General features: G+C 70.7%; 11 protein-coding genes and 1 pseudogene. 7 read left to right on the forward strand and 5 right to left on the reverse strand.

Annotation, left to right across the window (positions count from 1 at the left end):
• Positions 1–105: 105 nt before the first annotated feature.
• The 6 genes from VMR06_RS10870 to VMR06_RS10895 all read left to right on the forward strand — a co-directional run bounded on the left by VMR06_RS10870 (position 106) and on the right by VMR06_RS10895 (position 11,911).
• Positions 106–6,384, forward strand: a complete 6,279-nt coding sequence (locus tag VMR06_RS10870; protein ID WP_325376141.1) for an Hpt domain-containing protein — start codon at positions 106–108, stop codon at positions 6,382–6,384.
• A complete protein-coding gene (locus VMR06_RS10875) occupies positions 6,384–8,411 on the forward strand; it encodes a chemotaxis protein CheB (protein WP_325376143.1) in 2,028 nt (675 codons plus the stop codon). Before VMR06_RS10870 ends, VMR06_RS10875 begins: the two co-directional genes overlap by 1 nt.
• A 57-nt stretch (positions 8,412–8,468) precedes the next feature.
• A complete protein-coding gene (locus VMR06_RS10880; RefSeq protein WP_325376145.1) occupies positions 8,469–8,933 on the forward strand; it encodes a chemotaxis protein CheW in 465 nt (154 codons plus the stop codon).
• 148 nt (positions 8,934–9,081) lie between these two features.
• Positions 9,082–10,011: a polyprenyl synthetase family protein gene (locus VMR06_RS10885; RefSeq protein WP_325376168.1), complete on the forward strand. Its 930-nt coding sequence runs from the start codon at positions 9,082–9,084 to the stop codon at positions 10,009–10,011.
• Positions 10,012–10,109: 98 nt separating this feature from the next.
• Positions 10,110–11,135, forward strand: a complete 1,026-nt coding sequence (locus tag VMR06_RS10890) for an MBL fold metallo-hydrolase (RefSeq protein ID WP_325376147.1) — start codon at positions 10,110–10,112, stop codon at positions 11,133–11,135.
• 122 nt (positions 11,136–11,257) lie between these two features.
• Positions 11,258–11,911, forward strand: a complete 654-nt coding sequence (locus tag VMR06_RS10895; protein ID WP_325376150.1) for a serine/threonine protein kinase — start codon at positions 11,258–11,260, stop codon at positions 11,909–11,911.
• A gap of 127 nt (positions 11,912–12,038) precedes the next feature.
• Here VMR06_RS10895 and VMR06_RS10900 read toward each other — a convergent pair whose 3' ends face one another.
• From VMR06_RS10900 to VMR06_RS10915, 4 genes are all read right to left on the reverse strand, one after another.
• Positions 12,039–12,437 carry a roadblock/LC7 domain-containing protein gene (locus tag VMR06_RS10900; protein ID WP_325376152.1) on the reverse strand — a complete coding sequence of 133 codons (399 nt, stop codon included), beginning with the start codon at positions 12,435–12,437 and terminating at the stop codon, positions 12,039–12,041.
• A 545-nt stretch (positions 12,438–12,982) separates the two neighbouring features.
• Positions 12,983–13,372, reverse strand: a complete 390-nt coding sequence (locus VMR06_RS10905) for an energy transducer TonB (RefSeq protein ID WP_325376154.1) — start codon at positions 13,370–13,372, stop codon at positions 12,983–12,985.
• A 519-nt stretch (positions 13,373–13,891) separates the two neighbouring features.
• Positions 13,892–16,000: a prolyl oligopeptidase family serine peptidase gene (locus tag VMR06_RS10910; protein ID WP_414648115.1), complete on the reverse strand. Its 2,109-nt coding sequence runs from the start codon at positions 15,998–16,000 to the stop codon at positions 13,892–13,894.
• Between the two features lie 67 nt (positions 16,001–16,067).
• Positions 16,068–18,101 carry a sodium-translocating pyrophosphatase gene (locus tag VMR06_RS10915; protein WP_325376160.1) on the reverse strand — a complete coding sequence of 678 codons (2,034 nt, stop codon included), beginning with the start codon at positions 18,099–18,101 and terminating at the stop codon, positions 16,068–16,070.
• 191 nt (positions 18,102–18,292) lie between these two features.
• Between VMR06_RS10915 and VMR06_RS10920 the strand changes: the two genes are divergently transcribed.
• Positions 18,293–19,465 (forward strand): acyltransferase, encoded by a 1,173-nt coding sequence (locus VMR06_RS10920; protein WP_325376164.1) that lies wholly within the window; start codon positions 18,293–18,295, stop codon positions 19,463–19,465.
• Positions 19,466–19,498: 33 nt separating this feature from the next.
• Here VMR06_RS10920 and VMR06_RS10925 read toward each other — a convergent pair.
• Positions 19,499–20,306: pseudogene (locus VMR06_RS10925) on the reverse strand (ABC-F family ATP-binding cassette domain-containing protein); the annotation flags it as partial.

Below are 20,306 nucleotides of genomic sequence, written 5' to 3' on the forward strand. Positions count from 1 at the left end.
GGCAGCCGACACCGCCGGAAGATCCCGAGGAGGCATGATGATTGCATTCGTATCCATCATGCGCAGCGAAGGCGACTTCCCTGCCCGTCGCCCAGAGAACGAACGATGAAGCTGCAAGACGACATCGAATTCACGAGCCTAGGCTGGATCAAGCACGAGCTCGACTCGACGCTGCACCAGGCCCAGGAAGCGCTGGAGGCCTACGTCGACACGCCGGCCGACAGCAGCCTGATGCGGATCTGCGGCGGCCACCTGCACCAGGTGCAGGGCACGCTGCGCATGATCGAGCTGTACGGCGCAGCGCTGGTCGTGGAGGAGATGGAGCAGCTGGTCAAGGCGCTGCTCGACGACGCGATCGGCGAGCGCGACGAGGCCTATTCGGTGCTGATGCGCGGCATCGTGCAGCTGCCCGACTATCTGGAACGCCTGCAGGGCGGCCACAAGGACATCCCGATCGTCCTGCTGCCGCTGCTGAACGACCTGCGCGCCTGCCGCGGCGAGAAGCTGCTCTCCGAGTCGGCGCTGTTCGCGCCGGACATGGCGGTCGAGCTGCCGGCCGGCGCCGCCGGCGCGGCTCAGCCGCTGCCGGTCGAACAGCAGCGCCAGGCCGCCTCGCGGCTGCGCCTGGCCTACCAGGCCAGCCTGCTGCGCTGGTTCCGCGGCGAGGACGAGGCGGCCGCGCTGCAGCGGCTGATCGGCGTGCTCGACCGCCTGCGCGAGCTGTCCAGCCGCGTCGAGCCGCGCCGGCTGTGGTGGGTCGCGGCAGCCGTGGTCGAGGCGCTGCAGGACCGTGCGCTCGACGTCGGCGTCACGCTGAAGCTGCTGTTCGGCCGCATCGACCTGGAGATCAAGCGCTTCGCCGAAGGCGGCGAGGACGCGCTGCACGCGCGGCCGCCGCGCGAACTGCTGCAGAACCTGCTCTATTACGTGGCCAACTCCGGCGGCCGCGGCGGCCGCGTCAGCGAGGTCCGCGCGACCTACCAGCTCGACGGACTGCTGCCGAGCGCACGCGAGGTCGAGCACGCGCAGGGCGCGATGACCGGCCACAACCGCAACCTGCTCGACACCGTGTCGGCTGCGATCAAGGACGACCTGCTGCGCGTCAAGGAAGTGCTCGACATCTTCCTGCGCACGCGCGACGCCGATCCGGCGACGCTCGGCGCGCAGACCGAGATCCTCGACCGCGTCGGCGACACGCTCGGCATGCTCGGCCTCGGCGTGCCGCGCCGCGTGGTCGGCGAACAGCGCCAGATCGTCGACGAGATCGCCAACGGCAAGCGGCCGGTCGACGAGAGCAGCCTGCTCGACGTCGCCGGCGCCCTGCTCTACGTCGAAGCCTCGCTGGACGACCACATCGAGCGCCTCGGCGCCGGCGGCCCCGGCGACGAGGACGCCGCCGAGGGCAAGGAGCTGCCGCGCGCCGAGGTGCGCAAGATCCTCGACGCGCTGATGCGCGAGGCGGCGATCAACATCCAGCAGGCCAAGCACGACATCGTCGCGTTCATCGAGTCGCCGTGGGATCACAGCCGCGTCGAGCTGATCCCGCGCCTGCTCGAGGAGATCGCCGGCGCGCTGCGCATGCTCGGCCTCGAAGCCGCGGCGGACCTGATGCCGGGCGTGGTGCGCTTCGTCGAGATCGAGCTGATCCGGCACCGGCGCATCCCGACCGTCGAACAGATGGACAAGCTGGCCGACGCGCTGGCCTCGATCGAATACTACCTGGAGGCCACGCGCGAGCAGCGCAGCGGCCGCGAGCGCATCCTCGACGTCACCCGCGAAAGCCTGGCCTCGCTCGGCTACTGGCCGGTGCCGGCCGCGCCCGAGGCAGCGGCGGCACCCGAGCCGGCGCTCGAGCCTGCGGCGGCGACGCCCGCGGCCGGGCCGGACTGGAGCTCCGATGCGCCGGAAGCGCCGCTCGAGCTGCCCGCGGTCGAGCTGCCGGCGGTCGAACTCGACACCGCGGTCGAGATCGCGCCCGGCGACGACCTGCGCGACCTGATCCTCGGCAGCACGCACAGCCCCGAGCCGCACCGCCACGAGATGGCCGGGCTGCGGCTGACCGATACCGGCTCGGCGCCGCCGGCCGACGAGCAGACCTGGATCGAGATCGAGGAAGAGATCGAGGAGGACGTGCCGGGCGTCGAACCGCTCGCGCTCGGCTTCCAGAACGCGGCCTCCGACGATATCGACGACGACATCCGCGAGGTATTCCTCGACGAGGTCCAGGACGAGGTCGACAGCCTGCAGCGCGTGCTGCCGGGCTGGAGCGCCCAGCTCGGCAACCTCGACGCGGTCAAGACGATCCGCCGCTCGTTCCACACGCTCAAGGGGTCCGGCCGCCTGGTCGGCGCTTTGACGCTCGGCGAGTTCAGCTGGAAGATCGAGAACATGCTCAACCGCGTGCTCGATCGGTCGATCGAGCCGTCGCGTGCCGTGTTCGCACTGACCCAGACCGCGATCTCGACGCTGCCGGACCTGCTCGGCGCGCTGCGCGGCGAGCGCGCGGCGGACGTCGACCTCGCCGGCATCATCGAGACCGCCGATCGTCTGGCCGCCGGCGAGGACGCCTGGCTGCCGCCGGCCGCGGCGCGCCGCACCGTCAAGCGCCTGGTGCGCCGGCGCGTGCCGGCCGTATGGCCGCACTCCGGGGCCGATCGCAGCGACGCTGCGGCCGGCGCAGCCGAGACGATCGCCGTGGACGCCGCGGGTAGCGGTCCGGCGATCGATCCGGTGCTGTACGAGATCCTGCGCAACGAGACCGATACGCATCTGGCCACGGTCGAGGCCTGGCTCGATGCCGGCGATGCGCTGCGCCCCGGCGCGGACGATCCGGTACAGCGCGCCGTGCACACGCTGCACGGCGCGATCGCGATGGTCGACATTCCGGTGCTGACCGCGGTGCTGTCTCCGCTGGAAGGTTATCTGAAGCGGCTCGGCGCACAATCGGCGCCGCTGCCGCCGGCCGGCCGCGCCGCGCTCGGTGACGCCTGCCGCTTGACGCGCGAGGTGATCGCGCGGATCGGCGTCGGCGACCTGTCGGTACCCGATACGGCCGACCTGGCCGAGCGTCTGACCGCATTGCGCGATGCCTTGCCGGAACCCGGCTTCGACCCGCTGCGCGCGGGCTTCGACGAAGAAGCCTTCGAGCCGGCGCCATCCGGCGCGGTTGTCGAGGCCGCGCAGAGCGACGAAGCCGCGCAGAGCGTCGAGGCCGATGGCGAAGCGGCCATCGACGAGGCGGCCGGGACGGACCGGACCGCTGCGGACCGGACGATCGGCGACGAGACGGTCGACGACGCGGCCGCCGAGACGGCGGCCGAGGATCTGCGCGAGCGTGCCGCGCAGGTCGACGCCGGTGCCGAGCTCGAAGATTTCACCGATATCCTGATCGCCCGCTACACCGACGCCGGCACGGACGCGGCCGACACGGCCGGTTCGCCGGCCGCGACCGCCGCGGACGCGCCACTCGAGGCACTGTCCGCGAGCGCACCGCCGACGCCCTCGCCGAGCGATGCCGACGATCGCCCCGACCCGCTGGCCGAGGAGATCGAATGGCTGCTCGCCGAATCGGCGGCCGCGCCGGCAATCGGTGCCGACGCGCCGTTGGACACACCGGCCGAAACCGAGCCAGCCGAAACCGAGCTGACCGGAACCGAGCTGATCGAGATCGAGCTGAGCAGCGACGACATGGCCTGGCTGTCCGACGACGCGGAAGCGGAAGCGGCGCCGCCCGTCACGGCCAACGCCCAAGCTTCTACGCCGTCGTCCACCGAGACGCCGGACCGGGAACCGGCGTTCGAACCGTACCCGCTGCCGGCGTTCGAGGTCGGCGAACCGGTCGCCGAGAGCGCCGCCGCGACACCGGACCCGATCGCGTCGGACGCGCCGGTTCCGGCCGCCGAGCCGGTCGCGGCGGCGGCGAGCCTGTCGACGCGCTGGTGGGATGCCGAGCGCGAGACGCCGCTGATCGCGGACGATCCGCTGCCGGACGGCGCGCTCGCGCTCGACGACGCCGACGAGGACCTGCTCGAGATCTTCGTCCAGGAAGCCAGCGACATCCTCGATCACTCCGATTCACTGGTGGCGCGCCTGCACGAGACGCCCGAAGCCTTCGATCTGCTGTCGGGACTGCAGCGCGACCTGCACACGCTCAAGGGCGGTGCGCGCATGGCCGGCCTGACGCCGATCGGCGACCTCAGTCACGCCATGGAGTCCCTGCTCGAGGCGATCCACGCCGGCGCGCGTCGCATGGACCGCGCCGCGATCGAGTCGTTCGAAGGCGGCTTCGACCGCCTGCACGGCCTGGTCCAGCGCGTCGGCCAGCGCCAGGCGATCGCGATGCCGCAGCATGCGATCGCGCGTTTCGAGCAGCTGGTCGCCGGGCAGACGCCGGCCGGTGCCGAGGATGCCGAGACGCCACAGCCGGTGGCCGCGCCCGCGCAGCCGGCCGCATCCGCGGCGGCAAGCGCCGCAGCGGCGGCACCGGCATTCGCGCCGGCACCGCCGGCCGACGACGACGAGGCGACGCGGGCGCCGCAGGAGATGATCCGCGTCCGCTCCGAGCTGGTCGACTCGCTCGTCAACTACGCCGGCGAGGTGTCGATCTACCGCTCGCGCCTCGAGCAGCAGATCGCCTCGTTTCGTTTCAACCTCGTCGAGTTCGAGCAGACCGTCAACCGCCTGCGCGAGCAGCTGCGCAAGCTGGAGATCGAAACCGAAGCGCAGATCATCGCGCGCTACCAGCGCGAGAACGAGGAATCGGGCGCCGCCACGTTCGACCCGCTCGAACTCGACCGCTTCTCGCAGCTGCAGCAGTATTCGCGCGCGCTCGGCGAGTCGGTCTCGGACCTGGTCTCGATCCAGGGCGTGTTCGACGAGCTGACGCGCCAGTCCGAAACCCTGCTGCTGCAGCAGTCGCGCGTCAGTTCGGACCTGCACGAAGGCCTGATGCGCACGCGCATGGTCACGTTCGATTCGCTGGTGCCGACGCTGCGCCGCACGCTGCGCCAGGCCGCGCAGGAGCTCGGCAAGCGCGCCCAGCTGCGCGTCGAAGGCGCGCAGGGCGAAATGGACCGCAACCTGCTCGAGCGCATGAAGGCGCCGTTCGAGCACATGCTGCGCAACGCGCTCGCGCACGGCATCGAGCCGACCGAGCAGCGCTTGGCCGCCGGCAAGCCGGCCGAGGGCACCGTCAACATCGCGCTCAGCCGCGAGGCGACCGAGGTCGTGCTGAAGGTGTCCGACGACGGCCGCGGCCTGGACCTGGCCGCGATCCGCCGCCGCGCGATCGAGCGCGGCCTGCTCAAGGCCGACGCGCAGCTGTCCGACCGCGACCTGCAGGGCTTCATCCTCGAGAGCGGCTTCTCGACGACCGACCAGATCACCCAGCTCGCCGGCCGCGGCGTCGGCATGGACGTGGTCGCCAGCGAGATCAAGCAGCTCGGCGGCACGCTCGGCATCGACTCGCAGGCCGGCCGCGGCACCGCGTTCACGGTCCGCCTGCCGTTCACGCTGGCGGTGACGCAGGCGATCCTGGTCAGGCTCGGCGAGGCGACCTACGCGATCCCGATGTCCTCGGTGCAGGGCGTGGTGCGCATCGACCGCGACGAACTGCGCCAGCGCCTGCTGGCCGGCAATACGCGCTACGCGTTCGGCGGCGAGGATTTCCATTTCCACGATCTGTCGCAGCTGCTCGGCGTGCCGGGCGGGCGCAACCTCGACGAGACGCAGCTGCCGCTGCTGATGACGCGCACCGGCGACCAGCGCGCGGCGATCCGCGTCGACGCGGTGATCGGCTCGCGCGAGGTCGTCGTCAAGTCGGTCGGTCCGCAGATCAGCTCGATTCCCGGCATCTTCGGCGCGACGATCATGGGCGACGGCTCGGTCGTGATGATTCTCGACCTCGCCCCGCTGGTGCGCCGTGCGGCCGCGCTGCGCGAGGACCAGGGCGCCGACGGCGGCACGATCCTGCCGGACCTGATGATTCCCGAGGCCCAGGCCGAGGTGCGCCAGCAGCCGCTGGTCATGGTCGTCGACGACTCGATCACGATGCGCAAGGTCACCACGCGCGTGCTCGAGCGCGCCAGCCTCGAGGTGGTCACCGCGAAGGACGGCCTGGACGCGGTCGAGAAGCTGCAGGACCGCGTGCCGGACCTGATGCTGCTCGACATCGAGATGCCGCGCATGGACGGCTACGAGCTGGCCACCTACATGCGCAACGACGTGCGCCTGCGCGAAGTGCCGATCATCATGATCACCTCGCGTACCGGCGAGAAGCATCGCCAGCGCGCGCTCGAGCTCGGCGTGCAGCGCTACCTCGGCAAGCCGTACCAGGAGGCCGATCTGATGCAGAACGTCGTCGAGGTGCTGGGGCTCGAACCGTGATGGCCACCGAGACGTCCGTCCCCGTCGCCCTGCTGTTCCAGACCGACGAACTCGGCCGGCATCTGCGCGCGGTGCTCAACGACATCGGCACGCCGATCGTCTACGAGTCCACCACGCATGCGATCGACCGCGTCTCGCTCGAGCAGTCCGGCGCGCGCGTCGTCGTCGTCAACCTCGACTCCGAACTCGACGGCGATCTCGACCAGGTCTACGACCTGCTCGGCGACGGACCGTATCGCGTGCTGATCAACGAAGGCCACGTGTCGAGCCGGCTTTCCGGCTGGGACCAGGCGCGCTGGATGCGCCATCTGGCCGCCAAGATCCTCGATACCCCGGCGGAGACCGATCCGCCGCGGCCTGCCGACGCCGAGCCGGTGCCGGCCCCGCCGGCGCCGGCGAGCGCCACGCCGGCGGACGAGTCCGTCGCTGCGATCGACGGCTCCGCCGTATCGCAGCCCACGACCGCCGAGGCCGCGATCGGCCGTCTCGAGGAGGCCGTCCCGGCGCCGTCCGAAGCGCTCGAAGCGGCAGACCTGCGCGTGGCCGATATCGACGAGGACGAGCCGTTCTCGTTCGACGATCTCGACGTCGCGCCGCCGCTGGCGCCGCCGGAGGCCGGCGAGGCGGCGCAGACGCTCGCGTACGAGACGCTCGAGGCGGTGTCGCTCGACATCGAACCGCTCGATGTCGACGCTCTCGACGTCGCGCCACACACATCCGCATCGACCGACGCCGCGCCGCTCGATTCCGAGCCGATCGATCTCGATCCGCTCGACGCGCGGCTCGTATCCGACGCGTCCGAATTCGATGCGGTCGCCGCACCGCGCATCGCCGCATCGGCCGCGGCCGATGCGGACGCGCAGGTCGATGCCGTCGCGTTCTCCGACGAGGAGGCGCGGCTGTTCGCGGCGTTCGATACCGCCGGCGACGGCGAGCCGGCGCGGCGCGACGCGCCCGCGGCCGATCTGGACGACTGGCTGTCGCGCGCGATGGCCGACGATCCGGACGCCGCGATCGAGCGGCCACACTGGGAAGAAGAGCCGGCCGAGACCGAGGCGCCGGTCGCGCGGCTCGACACCCAGCCGGTGTTCTCCGAGAGCTTCCAGCCGGCCGGCGACGACCCGAAGCCGGCAGTCCCGGCAGTCCCGGCGGTACCCGACTGGAACCTGGTCTCGTTCGATCTCGACGACGAGGGGGCGCCGCAGGCGCCGCCGGCGCCGTTCGGCGTCGAGAAGATCTCGGCCGCCGAGTACATGGCAGCCGCCTCGCCGTATGCCGGCGAAGAGGCCGAGGAGACGATCGAGACCGACGGCCTGTCGTTCGAGCTGGTGCCGATCGAGGACGCGATCGCGCCGCAGCCGGCGCGCGCGGCGCACGAGGTCTGGCTGGACGCCGACGCCGTCGCCGCCGCGAGCGCCGTGCCCGACGCGAAAGCCGGCGCCGCCGTCGATCGCGTCGTCGTGCTCTGCGCGTCGATCGGCGGCCCCGAAGCGATACGCGAGGTGATCGGCGCGATACCCAAGCGCTATCCGGCGCTGTTCGTGCTGGTCCAGCACATGGGCGAGGAATTCATCGACCTGCTTGCGCAGCAGCTGGCAAGGGCCACCGCGCTGACGGTGCGCGTGCCGAGCCACGGCGAGCGCGTCGCGGCCGGCGACCTGCTGATCGCACCGCCGAACCGCGAGCTGCGCATCCAGCGCGACGGCACGGTGCTGATCCAGCCGCAGAACCCGCCGGCGCCGCACCAGCCGTCGATCGACCGGATTCTCGAGTCGGTCGCCGCCACGTTCGGCGCCGACGTGCTGGCGATCGTGTTCTCCGGCATGTCCGACGACGGTGCCGCCGGATGCCGCCAGGTCGCCGAGGCCGGCGGCCAGGTCTGGGTACAGGATCCAGCCACCTGCGTGGTCAGCGAGATGGTCGAGAACGCGCTGGCGACCGGCGTCGTCGGCTTCCAGGGATCGCCGACCTCGCTGGCCGAGCATCTGGCGGGCCTGCGCGACGGCGCCGCCGAGGCGTCCGCATGACGAAACGCCCTGCATTGGCCGCACCGTCCCCACTTCGATTCGAGGACCTCCGCTCCCATGGCTGATCTGCCCCGCGAAATCCGTGGCGTCCTGATACCGGTCAGCAACGGCCGCGTGCTGCTGCCGAATGCGACCGTGGCCGAGGTCATCACCTACGCGACGCCCGAGCGCATCGCCGACGCGCCGGAGTGGCTGCTCGGGCGCCTGGCCTGGCGCGGCTGGCGCCTGCCGCTGTTCTCGTATTCGATGCTGACGCAGGCCAGCCCGACCGAGGGCTACAGCAACGCCAAGGTCGCGGTCCTCAAGGCGCTCGGCGGTCAGGCGCGCATGCCGTTCCTGGCGCTGCTGACGCAGGGCTTTCCGCGCCTGGTGACGGTCACGCAGGATCTGCTGATCCCCAGCGGCGACGCGCGCGAGCGCCGCACCGGCGTACTGGCCGAAGTGCTGGTGCGCGACGATCACGCGCAGATCCCCGATCTGGAGGCGATCGAGGGCCTGGTCGCGCGCGCGCTCGCCGCCTGATACGGCGGCGGACCGAAGCGCGCGCACGCGCCGCTATAATCGGCCGGACCCGATCCGGAATCCGCCGCTCTTGAGTTCATCCGCCCCTTCCGAAGCGCTTCGCCCGATCGCCGACATCGCCGCCGTGCAGGCCCATGCGGCATCCGGCATGCGCGCGGTCGACGCGCTGATCCGCCGCCGTCTGGCTTCGGACGTCGTCCTGATCAACCAGATCGCCGAGCACATCATCGGCGGCGGCGGCAAGCGGCTGCGCCCGATGCTGCACCTGCTGGCCGCCGAAGCGGCCGGCTACGGCGGCGACCACCACATCCCGCTGGCGGCGCTGATCGAGTTCATCCACACCTCGACCCTGCTGCACGACGACGTCGTCGACGAGTCGGACCTGCGCCGCGGCCGCAAGACCGCCAATGCGCTGTGGGGCAATGCGGCCAGCGTGCTGGTCGGCGATTTCCTGTACTCGCGCTCGTTCCAGATGATGGTCGAGCTCGACGACATGCGCATCATGCGCATCCTCGCCGACACGACCAACCGTATCGCCGAGGGCGAGGTGCTGCAGCTGCTCAACATCGGCAATGCCGATACCAGCGAGCAGGCCTATCTGGACGTGATCGAGCGCAAGACCGCCGTGCTGTTCTCGGCCGCCACGCGCCTGGGCGCCGTGCTGGCCGGTCTGCCGGCCGCGCAGGAGGATGCGTTGGCGCGCTACGGCATGGACCTGGGCTTCGCATTCCAGATCGCCGACGACGTGCTCGACTACGTGTCCGACGCGCAGACGCTCGGCAAGAACATCGGCGACGACCTGGCCGAAGGCAAGCCGACGCTGCCGGTGATCCGCGCGATCGCCGGCGCCGGACCCGAGCAGGCCGCGCTGCTGCGCGGCGCGATCGAATCGGGCGACACCGGCGCGCTCGACGGCATCGTCGCGGCGATCCGCGACTCGGGCGCGCTCGACTACGCGCACGATCGCGCCGCCGGCTATGCGCGCTCGGCCCGCGCCGCGCTCGCCGCGCTGCCGCCGTCGCCGGCGCGCGATGCACTGGCCGTGCTCGCCGACTACGCGGTCGATCGCCGTACCTGAACCGGGTGCGGCGCTCGCCATATCGATATGGCGAGCGCGACGGAGCCGGCACGGCCGCGACGCGCGATCATCGGTCCATTCCGATCCGGAGGCCGCCGATGGCAACCCGTTTTTCGCTCGCACTGTGCGCGTGGATCGCGCTCGCCGCGCTGCTGCCCATCGCGCGCGCCGCCCCGCCCGCACCGGACGAGGCCGTGATCACGGTGCTCTACGACGCATTCGGCCAGGACGCGAGCTTGCGCAAGGACTGGGGCTATGCGGCGCTGATCGAGTACGGCGGCAAGCGCATCCTGTTCGACACCGGCAACGACCCGGCCGTGCTCGAGCACAATGCGCGCGCGCTGAAGATCGACCTCGAGCGCCTCGATTTCGTCGTGATGTCGCATCGTCACGGCGACCACATGGGCGGCCTGGCGCACCTGCTCGCGATCAATCCGAAGGTGCCGATCTACGCGCCGAAGGAAGGTTTCGGCGTCTACGGCGCCGACCTGCCCGGCAGCTTCTACCGCAAGGATCCGACGCTGCCGGCCGAACGGCGCTACTACGACGGTGCGCCGCCGGCGACGCTGAAGTTCGGCGCGGCCTGGCCCGGCGCCGACTTCCGCCTGGTCGAGGAGACGACGCAGATCGCGCCCGGCATTCATCTGATCGCGTTGGTCTCGGACAAGGCCGGCACGCGCGAACTGCGCGAGCTGAGTCTGGCGCTGGAGACCGGCAGCGGGCTCGTGCTCGTCGTCGGCTGCTCGCATCCGGGACTGGACCGCATCGTCGCCGCGGCGGCCGCGATCGATCCGCGCGTGCACCTGATCGCCGGCGGCTTCCATCACGTCACGGCCGACGATGCGGCGATCGCCGCGCTCGGCCGGCTGCTGCACGATCAGTATCGCGTCGCCTATCTCGCGCCGGGCCACTGCACCGGCGAGCCGACGTTCTCGGCGCTGGCACGGGTCTACGGCGAGCACTATCTGTACGCCGGCCTCGGCAACCGTCTGCGCATCGGCGCCGATCCGGCAGCGCTGGTCGCGCTCGGCGCGCGCCGCCTCGATGCCGAAGACCGGCGCGCGTATCGCAGCGCGCTCGCGACCGGCGACGATCACGGGCATGCGCATCTGGCGCAACACTAGCGCGAGGCATCGCGAAGGACGGGCCTGCGCGTCTCCCGACCGGCCGACGCCAAGCAGCGCTCGGGCGGTGCAACGCGGGCATCTCGCCTGGGACGCCCGCAGCACTCGGCTATGCTAGCGGCATGGAGATCACGCCCCTCAAGGCCGACGCGCTCGGCCGCATCGAGCTGTGCCGCGACGGCGACCGCTGCTGGATCCGGCGCGACACGCGCGAAGTACACGTGCTGCTGCGTCCGTTCGCGCGCAGTGCGGCCGCGCGCGAGGCACGCGTGCTGACCGCACTGGCCGGCATCGACGGCGTGCCGCAGCTGATCGCCTGGGACGACGGCCAGCTTGAGCGCAGCTATCTGGCCGGCGAGCCGATGCAGCGCGGCCAGCCGCGCGACCCGGCGTTCTACCGTGCCGCACATCGCCTGCTCAAGCGGATCCGCGAGCGCGGCGTCGCGCACAACGATCTGGCCAAGGAACCGAACTGGCTCGTGCTCGGCGACGGCCGCCCCGGCGTGCTCGACTTCCAGATCGCCTGGCTGAGTCGGCGCCGCGGCGCGCTGTTCCGGCTGCTGGCGCGCGAGGATCTGCGCCATCTGCTCAAGCACAAGCGCACCTACTGCCCGGACGCGCTGACGCCGACCGAACGGCGCGTGCTGCGCCGCCGCTCGTGGATCACGCGCATCTGGCACGCGACCGGCAAGCGCGCCTACAAGCTGATCGCGCGCAAGCTGTTCGGCTACTGGGACAACGAGGGCCAGGGCCGCATCCGCGACAACGGCGGCTGACCCTCGAGGCCGCCTCGGGATTCTCCGGCACGGCGCCCCGACCCTGCGCCGCGTCATGTCACCGCAGCGCGGCCGGATGCCACCCGGTGATGCGCGTCGACGCAGCGCGATCGCCGCCGCGCCGCATCTAGTGATGCGCGCGCTCGAGCAGGTCCGCGACGTCGGCCATGCACTCGCGCACCGCGAACAGGATCGAGCCGAGCACGGTTTCGGTCGTGGTCTGCACGCACAGCAGCAGCGGCATCTGCGCATCGGTGATGTCGCGGACCAGCAGCCGGCCGAGCGTGCCGTTGATGATGATGTCGGTGCACGCACCGCTCGAGGTCTCGGCGGCCATCGAGCTGCCGAGCGCCTGCAGCGAGCTGGCCATCGCGGCCACGCGGGCCGGCGACAGCGCGCCCTGGCGCTGCGCATAGGCCACCTCGAAGCCGTCATGCGTCGCGACCACGGCGGCCAGAATGCTCTCGTGCTCGGCCAGCAGATCCTGCAGCCGCCGTGTCAGCAGGGCGGTCTCGACCTTGTTCATCGGTTTCATCCGAACGCTCCGGAGCGGGGCAGTCGCGTCGATCGGCACAGGCAGGCATACCCGTGCGCGCTGCCGATGGCGTGCCGGTCCGAGCCGGACGCGTGCAGCCGTGCCGGCCGCCGCGCGACGCGCATCGCGGCGCGGGCATCGGCGTTCGAGCCGCCGTTCGATCGTCGAGGATGCTGCGCTGCCACCGCTTCGCGGAGTCGATGCGGCGCATCGCGCGCATCGTGGCGATACCGATCAGGCGAGCCGATCGTCCGCACCCGGGATGTCCATCCGTCCATCGAATGCCCTTTGCTCGCGCGTCGTCCGGTTGCGCCGATGTCTCAGGTTCCTGCGCGCCGCGGCGATCGGCGGCCCGCATCGTCGAACGAGCAAGGTCCGTGCCGGCAGCACCGCGATGCGCGTCTCAGTCGCCCCGCGGCGGAATGCGATCGCGTTCGCAGTACGCAGACGCCGGTGACAGCTTCTGACAGCCATCGTCAGCTCGCGTCGCCTCGATGCGGCGAGGCCACGCCGAGCCGCCTCGGCGCACGACCGCATCAGGCTCGCGCCGGCAGTCGAAACATCACCGGCACGATGCCGACCGCTGCCGCCGGCGCGCCACCGACGAGGGGCGGCCGGAAGCGCCATTGCCGCACCGCGTCGCGCGCGGCGCGATCGAGCCGCGACGAGCCACTGCTGCGCTCGATCTCGACGCGCTCGATCGACCCGTCCGCAGCTACCGATACGCGCAGCAGCACGGTGCCCTGCTCGCCGCGCCGCAGCGCATCGGCGGGATAGACCGGCTCGCGCACGAACGCGTAGGCGAGTGCGCCTTCGGCGAGCACCGGCGGCGCCGTCGCGGTCGCTATCGCCGTCGCTGCCGGCGCATCGGCGCTCGTCGAGGCGGCATCGGCAGGTGCCGCCTGCGATGCAGGTTCGGAAGCCATGGACGGATCCGACACCGGGATGGGTGTTGCCGGTGACGGTACGGAAGGCGCCGGCGAGACCGGACGCGGCGGCGGCGCGGGCGGCGGCGGTATGGGTGGCGGCGGCAGCGGCGCTTCGACCGGCTCGACCGCACCGATCCATTGCAGCGGCGGCGACGGGTTCACGCGCAGGCGGTCCGGCAGTACCGCCGGCGCACAGACCACCGCGATCGCCACGACATGCAGGGCCAAGGTCGCCCCGAACCCACCCACGCGAACCCCATCGCATCGTGTCAGCGCCTTCATCGCGTCGCCTCCTCGCCGGTTGTCGTGCGAGCCTGCAACGCCGGACCGGTGGCGGCGGGGTCGATTCGATCGATCGGCGGCCAGCGGGCCGCCCGCGATCAGGCGATCACGAGGACAGGCCGGACAGCGCTTGCAGCCGCGGGCGCTGCGCAGCGGCCCATCGGCCTCGCCCGCGAACGGCGGGCTGCCGCGATACGACGGAGGCGCCGGCCGGCGCCGCCGCGGATGCGATGGTTACTTCAGATGCTGCCAGAGGAACGTATAGGCAAGCGCCTGCATGAAAGCCGCCTGCCGATTGTCGGCTGCGCCGCCGTGGCCGCCCTCGATGTTCTCGTAGTAGGTCACGTCGTGGCCCTGCTCGCGCATCTTCGCCATCATCTTGCGCGCGTGACCCGGATGGACGCGGTCGTCGCGCGTCGAGGTCGTGAACAGCACCGGCGGATACTTCACGTCCTTGCGCACGTTGTGGTACGGCGAGAACGTGCGGATGTAGGCCCATTCGTCGGCCTTGTCCGGATCGCCGTACTCGGCCATCCACGAGGCGCCGGCCAGCAGATGGCTGTAGCGCTTCATGTCGAGCAGCGGCACCTGGCAGACCACCGCGCCGAACAGCTGCGGATACAGCACGGTCATGTTGCCCATCAGCAGACCGCCGTTGCTGCCGCCCTGGATGCCCAGGTGCTTGGGCGAGGTGATCTTGCGCTTGATCAGATCCTCGGCCACCGCCGCGAAGTCCTCGTAGGCGCGCAGCCGGTTCTGCTTGAGCGCGGCCTGGTGCCAGCGCGGCCCGTACTCGCCGCCGCCGCGGATGTTGGCGACCACGTAGACGCCGCCCTTCTCGAGCCAGGCGCGGCCGGCGACCGCGGCATAGCCGGGCTGCAGCGGCACTTCGAAACCGCCGTAGCCGTACAGCAGCGTCGGATGGCTGCCGTCGGCGCGCAGGCCGCGCGGCGAGACGATGAAGTACGGTACGCGCGTGCCGTCCTTGGATTTGACGAAGTGCTGCGCGACCTCGAGCCGCGAGGCGTCGAAGAACGCCGGCGTGCGCTTGAGCACCTCGGGCTCGGCCTCGCCGATCACGCCGCGGTACAGCGTGGTCGGCTCCAGGTAGCCGGTGACCGTCATGAAGTAGTCGTCGCTCTCGTCGGCGTCGATCGCCGAGGCCGAGACCGTGCTGAGCTTCGGCGCGCCCGGCAGCGCGGCGCGCTTCCAGGCGCCGTCCTGCGGCGTCAGCACGCTCAGCACGCTCTTGACGTCATCGAGCTGGTTGACGATCAGATGATGGCGCGTCCACGAATAGCCCGACAGCGAGGTCGTCTCGGTCGGTTCGAACAGCACGACCAGGTCGCGCTTGCCGGCCATGAAGTCGTCGAACTTCGCCGCCAGCAGCGCGCCGCCCGGATAGGTCTTGCCGCCGACCGTCCACGGCGTGCGCGTTTCGATCGTCAGCCATTCGCGGTGCACGCTGCCGTTGGCGTCGTCCGGGATCGGCAGCTGCACGCGCTTGCCGTCCTTGCCGAGCACGAAGGTCTGGCTGCTGTAGAAGTCGATCGTGCGCCGCACGAAGTCGCGCTCGAAGCCCGGCGTGTCGTCGTGATAGGCATTGATGCTGAGATCGTCGGCACTGCCCTCGTAGACGACCGGCGCATCGGCGACCGGCGTGCCGCGCTTCCAGCGCCGCGCGACGCGCGGATAGCCCGAACGCGTCATCGCCTCGCTGCCGGTGTCGGTGCCGACGAACAGCGTGTCGGCGTCGATCCATGCGACCGAGGACTTGGCCTCCGGCAGCGTGAAGCCGTCGGCGACGAAGTCGCGCGTCTTCAGATCGAACTCGCGCACGACACTGGCGTCGGCGCCGCCGCGCGACAGCGACAGCAGGCAGCGGCCGTCGTACGGACGCAGGCACTGCGCACCCTTCCAGACCCAGTTCTCGTTCTCCTTCTTGCCGAGCGCGTCGAGGTCCAGGATCGTCTCCCAGGCCGGCTGCTCCTTGCGATACTCGGCGAGCGTGGTCCGCCGCCACAAGCCGCGCTGATGCGTCTTGTCGCGCCAGAAGTTGTAGTAGTAGTCACCCATCTTGACCACGCCGGGAATGCGCGCGTCCGAATCGAGCACCTCGAGGATGCGCTCGCGCATGCGCTCGAAGTCCTTCGATTCGGCCAGGGCGGCGGTCGATTCGGCGTTGCGCGCCTTGACCCAGTCCAGCGCCTTGTCGCCGCCGACGTCCTCGAGCCAGAGATACGGATCGTCCGCGTCGGACGCTGCGGTGGCGGGTGGGGAGGATTCGGCCATGAGCGGTGCGGTGATCAGAAGACCGAGGGCGAGAAGCAGACGAAAGCGCATAAGGTTCATCCGGGAACGACGAGGCCCCGTTCGACCGGGGCCTCGTACGGTGATGCGGGCGAAGAGGCTACAGCAGCGGCACCAGCAGCAGGGCGACGATGTTGATGATCTTGATCAGCGGATTGACCGCCGGACCGGCGGTGTCCTTGTACGGATCGCCGACGGTGTCGCCGGTCACCGCCGCCTTGTGGGCGTCCGATCCCTTGCCGCCGTGATGGCCGTCCTCGATGTACTTCTTGGCGTTGTCCCAGGCGCCGCCGCCGGTCGTCATCGAGATCGCGACGAACAGGCCGGTGACGATGGTGCCGATCAGCAGACCGCCGAGCGCCTTGGGACCGAGCAGGAAGCCGACCAGGATCGGCACCAGCACCGGCAGCAGCGAGGGGATCATCATCTCCTTGATCGCCGACTTGGTCAGCAGGTCGACCGCGCGCGAGTAATCCGGCTTGGTCGTACCTTCCATGATGCCGCTGATCTCGCGGAACTGGCGGCGGACCTCCTCGACGACCGAACCGGCCGCGCGTCCGACCGCTTCCATCGCCATCGCGCCGAACAGGTACGGGATCAGGCCGCCGATCAGCAGGCCGATGATGACCATGTGGTCGGAGATGTCGAACGTGAAGATCGTGTCGGGATGCTCGACGCCGAGCTTGTGCGTGTAGTCGGCGAACAGCACCAGGGCGGCCAGGCCGGCCGAGCCGATCGCATAGCCCTTGGTGACGGCCTTGGTCGTGTTGCCGACCGCGTCGAGCGGATCGGTCACCGCGCGCACTTCCGGCGGCAGCTCGGCCATCTCGGCGATGCCGCCGGCGTTGTCGGTGATCGGACCGTAGGCGTCGAGCGCGACGATCATGCCGGTCATCGACAACATCGCCGTAGCCGCCACCGCGATGCCGTAGAGGCCGCCGAGGTGGTAGGCGCCCCAGATCGCCGCGCAGACCGCGAGTACCGGCCAGGCGGTGGACTTCATCGAGATGCCGATGCCGGCGATGATGTTGGTCGCGTGGCCGGTGGTCGAAGCCTGGGCGACGTGACGGACCGGCTTGTACTCGGTCGCCGTGTAGTACTCGGTGATCACGACCATCGCGCCGGTCAGCACGATGCCGATGACCGCGCAGCCGAACATGTTCCAGACGCCGTAGATGCTGTCGGCCATCAGCGCCTGCGTGACCGGCACGAACGCGACCAGCGCGAGCACGCCGGAGACGATGACGCCCTTGTACAGCGCGTTCATGATCTTGCCGCCCGGGCTGGTGCGCACGAACCAGGTGCCGATGATCGAGGCGAGGATCGACACGCCGCCGAGCACCAGCGGATACAGCGCGCCGTACGGACCGGTGTCGGCGGCCATGACGCCGCCGAGCAGCATCGTGGCGATCAGCGTCACCGCGTAGGTCTCGAACAGATCGGCCGCCATGCCGGCGCAGTCGCCGACGTTGTCGCCGACGTTGTCGGCGATGACCGCGGGGTTGCGCGGATCGTCCTCGGGAATGCCGGCTTCCACCTTGCCGACGAGATCGGCGCCGACGTCGGCACCTTTCGTGAAGATGCCGCCGCCCAGGCGCGCGAAGATCGAGATCAGCGACGAACCGAACGCCAGGCCGATCAGCGCATGCAGCGCGTCGTTCATCGAGTAGCCCATGCGCGCCAGCACGACGTAGTAGCCGGCGACGCCGAGCAGACCGAGGCCGACCACGAGCAGACCGGTGATCGCGCCGCCGCGGAACGCGACCGCGAGCGCGGCGTTGATGCCGTGCCGTGCCGCTTCGGTGGTGCGCACGTTGGCGCGCACCGATACGTTCATGCCGATGTAGCCGGCCAGGCCGGACAGCACCGCGCCGATCGCGAAGCCGATCGCCGTGAGCCAGTCCAGTGCCAGACCGATCGCGACGAACAGGATCGCGCCGACGATGCCGATCGTCGTGTACTGCCTGTTGAGGTAGGCGCGAGCGCCGACCTGGATCGCCTTGGCGATCTCCTGCATGCGTTCGTTGCCGGCCGGCTTGGCCAGCACCCAGCGGATCGACCACACGCCGTAGATCAGCGCGATCAGCGCGCAGATCAGCGAAAACAGGATGCCGTGTTGCTGCAGTAAAGCCATGTAGCTTTCCTCCCCGATGCGTTGCGTTGACGTGCAGGTGGCTCTTGACGGCCGCTGGAAAACACCGCCGGAGTATAGCCGCTGCGACCGGTGCGGCCACGCCGCCCTGCAGCGAGAACGACACGTGCCGGCGGCCGGCCGCTACACTGCCGTCCCGCTTCCCAGCCGCGGCCAGGTCCGCTCCCGCTTCGGTGACCGCGACGACCGATTACTCCCCTGCCCTGACCGGCCTGCGCGGCGTGGCCGCGGTCTGGGTGATGCTGCTGCATCTGTGGCTGCTGGCGGTCGCGCCGGCCGTGGTAGTCGCCGGGCTCGACCTGACGGCGGTGTTCTCGTGCGGCATGCTCGGCGTCGACCTGTTCTTCGTGCTGTCGGGGTTCCTGCTCGGCCAGCCGTTCCTGGCCTGGATCGACCGGCGCCGCCTGTTCCCGGACCTGGTCACGTTCTTCAAGCGCCGCTGCCTGCGCGTGCTGCCGCCGTTCTACGCCCAGCTGCTGATCCTGACCGTCGGCGGCTATCTGGTCAGCGGCGTCTGGCCGATCGACTTCAAGCAGTTCCTGGCCTATCTCAGCATGGAGTTCCTGCTCTATCCGGACATCGGCCCGCTGTTGAACGGCGTGTGGTGGAGCCTGCCGGTGGAATGGCATTTCTATCTGCTGCTGCCGCTGCTGGCCTGGCTGCTGTTCCATGCGCGCGCCTGGCTGGTGGTGACCCTGATCATGGTCTGGGTGATCGCGTTCCGGCTCCTCGCCTACGACCGCCTCTACACCGGCGAGCCGTCGGATCTGATCTGGTGGACCACGATGATGCACCTGCCGGCGCGGCTCGATCAGTTCGTGCTCGGCATGCTGGCCGCCTGGGCGCATCTGCGGCGCGGGCCGCGCGAACCGGCTTGGCTGCCGGCCGCGGCGCTGCTGACCGGACTGGCCGCACTCGCGATACTGGTCGCCGAACTCGGGCGCCGCGGCAACGTGCTCGACGCGGCCGACGTGCCGTGGATGTTCTTCCACTGGACGCTGATCGGCGCGCCGATGGCGCTGATCGTCTACGGCGCGGCCGCCGGCGGCCGGCTTGCGACGGCGCTGTTCGCCGGACCGGTGCTCGCGTTCCTGGGACGGATCAGCTACAGCCTGTATCTATGGCACGGCATCGTGTTCGTGCTCGCGTACCGCACCGGGTTCAGCCAATGGCCGCCGGCAGCGGGCCTGCTCAGGCTGGGCCTGTGGCTGACGCCGGCGGTGATCCTCGTCTCGTGGCTGTCGTACCGGCTGACCGAACGCCCGTTCCTGCGCCCGGCGGCGGACCGGCGCGCGCCGGCACCCGAAGCGCCGCAGCCCCAGGCAGCGGCCTCAGGCCGCGACTGACGCGGTGTCGCTGCGTTCGGCCGGCTTGTTGCCGCGTGCACGCAGCCAGGCCGCGTACTCGTCCAGATCGCCGTCGAAGGCCTCGACGCGGCCGTCGGCGACGCGCCAGAACGTCTCGCAGACCAGGCCGGTCAGATGACGGTCGTGCGAGACCAGAACGATCGCACCGCCGAAATCGCTGAGCGCCTCGGCCAGCGCCTCGCGCATCTCCAGGTCCAGGTGATTGGTCGGCTCGTCGAGCAGCAGCACGTTGGGCTTGCGCCACGCGATCAGCGCCAGCGCGAGGCGCGCGCGTTCGCCGCCGGAGAAGCCGTCGACCGGCTCGAACGCGCGATTGCCGGCGAAGTTCCAGCGGCCGAGGTAATCGCGGAACTCCTGGGTGGCGACGCCCGGTGCGATCTCGCGCAGATGGTCGATCGGACTTTGCCCCTCGTGCAGGGACTCGACCGTGTGCTGCGCGAAGTAGCCCAGCTGCAGCTCCGGATGTGCGGTGCGCTCGCCGCCGAGCAGCGGCAGCTCGCCGACCAGGGTCTTGACCAGGGTCGACTTGCCGGCGCCGTTGGGGCCGAGCAGACCGATCCGGTCGCCGGCCTCGAGTCCGAAGCGCACGTCGCCGAGTACGCGCAGGTCGCCGTAGCCGGCGTCGACGTGGTTCAGGCGCAGCAGCGAATGCGGCAGCTTGACCGGCTCGGCGAAGCCGATCCGGATCTGCCGCTCGGCGCGCACCGCCTCGGTGCCGGTCAGCTTGGCCAGCCGCTTGACGCGCGACTGCGCCTGGCGCGCCTTGCTGGCCTTGGCCTTGAAGCGGTCGATGAAGGCCTGCAGGTGCGCGCGCTCGGCC

It is taken from the genome of Dokdonella sp. (assembly GCF_035511235.1).
Classification (GTDB): domain Bacteria; phylum Pseudomonadota; class Gammaproteobacteria; order Xanthomonadales; family Rhodanobacteraceae; genus Dokdonella.

Bases quoted from the DNA above. Each gene is read 5' to 3' on its own strand.
- VMR06_RS10870 (WP_325376141.1), top strand. From the start codon at position 106: ATGAAGCTGCAAGACGACATCGAATTCACGAGCCTAGGCTGGATCAAG.
- VMR06_RS10875 (WP_325376143.1), top strand. From the start codon at position 6,384: ATGGCCACCGAGACGTCCGTCCCCGTCGCCCTGCTGTTCCAGACCGAC.
- VMR06_RS10880 (WP_325376145.1), top strand. From the start codon at position 8,469: ATGGCTGATCTGCCCCGCGAAATCCGTGGCGTCCTGATACCGGTCAGC.
- VMR06_RS10885 (WP_325376168.1), top strand. From the start codon at position 9,082: ATGCGCGCGGTCGACGCGCTGATCCGCCGCCGTCTGGCTTCGGACGTC.
- VMR06_RS10890 (WP_325376147.1), top strand. From the start codon at position 10,110: ATGGCAACCCGTTTTTCGCTCGCACTGTGCGCGTGGATCGCGCTCGCC.
- VMR06_RS10895 (WP_325376150.1), top strand. From the start codon at position 11,258: ATGGAGATCACGCCCCTCAAGGCCGACGCGCTCGGCCGCATCGAGCTG.
- VMR06_RS10900 (WP_325376152.1), bottom strand. From the start codon at position 12,437: ATGAACAAGGTCGAGACCGCCCTGCTGACACGGCGGCTGCAGGATCTG.
- VMR06_RS10905 (WP_325376154.1), bottom strand. From the start codon at position 13,372: ATGGCTTCCGAACCTGCATCGCAGGCGGCACCTGCCGATGCCGCCTCG.
- VMR06_RS10910 (WP_414648115.1), bottom strand. From the start codon at position 16,000: ATGCGCTTTCGTCTGCTTCTCGCCCTCGGTCTTCTGATCACCGCACCG.
- VMR06_RS10915 (WP_325376160.1), bottom strand. From the start codon at position 18,101: ATGGCTTTACTGCAGCAACACGGCATCCTGTTTTCGCTGATCTGCGCG.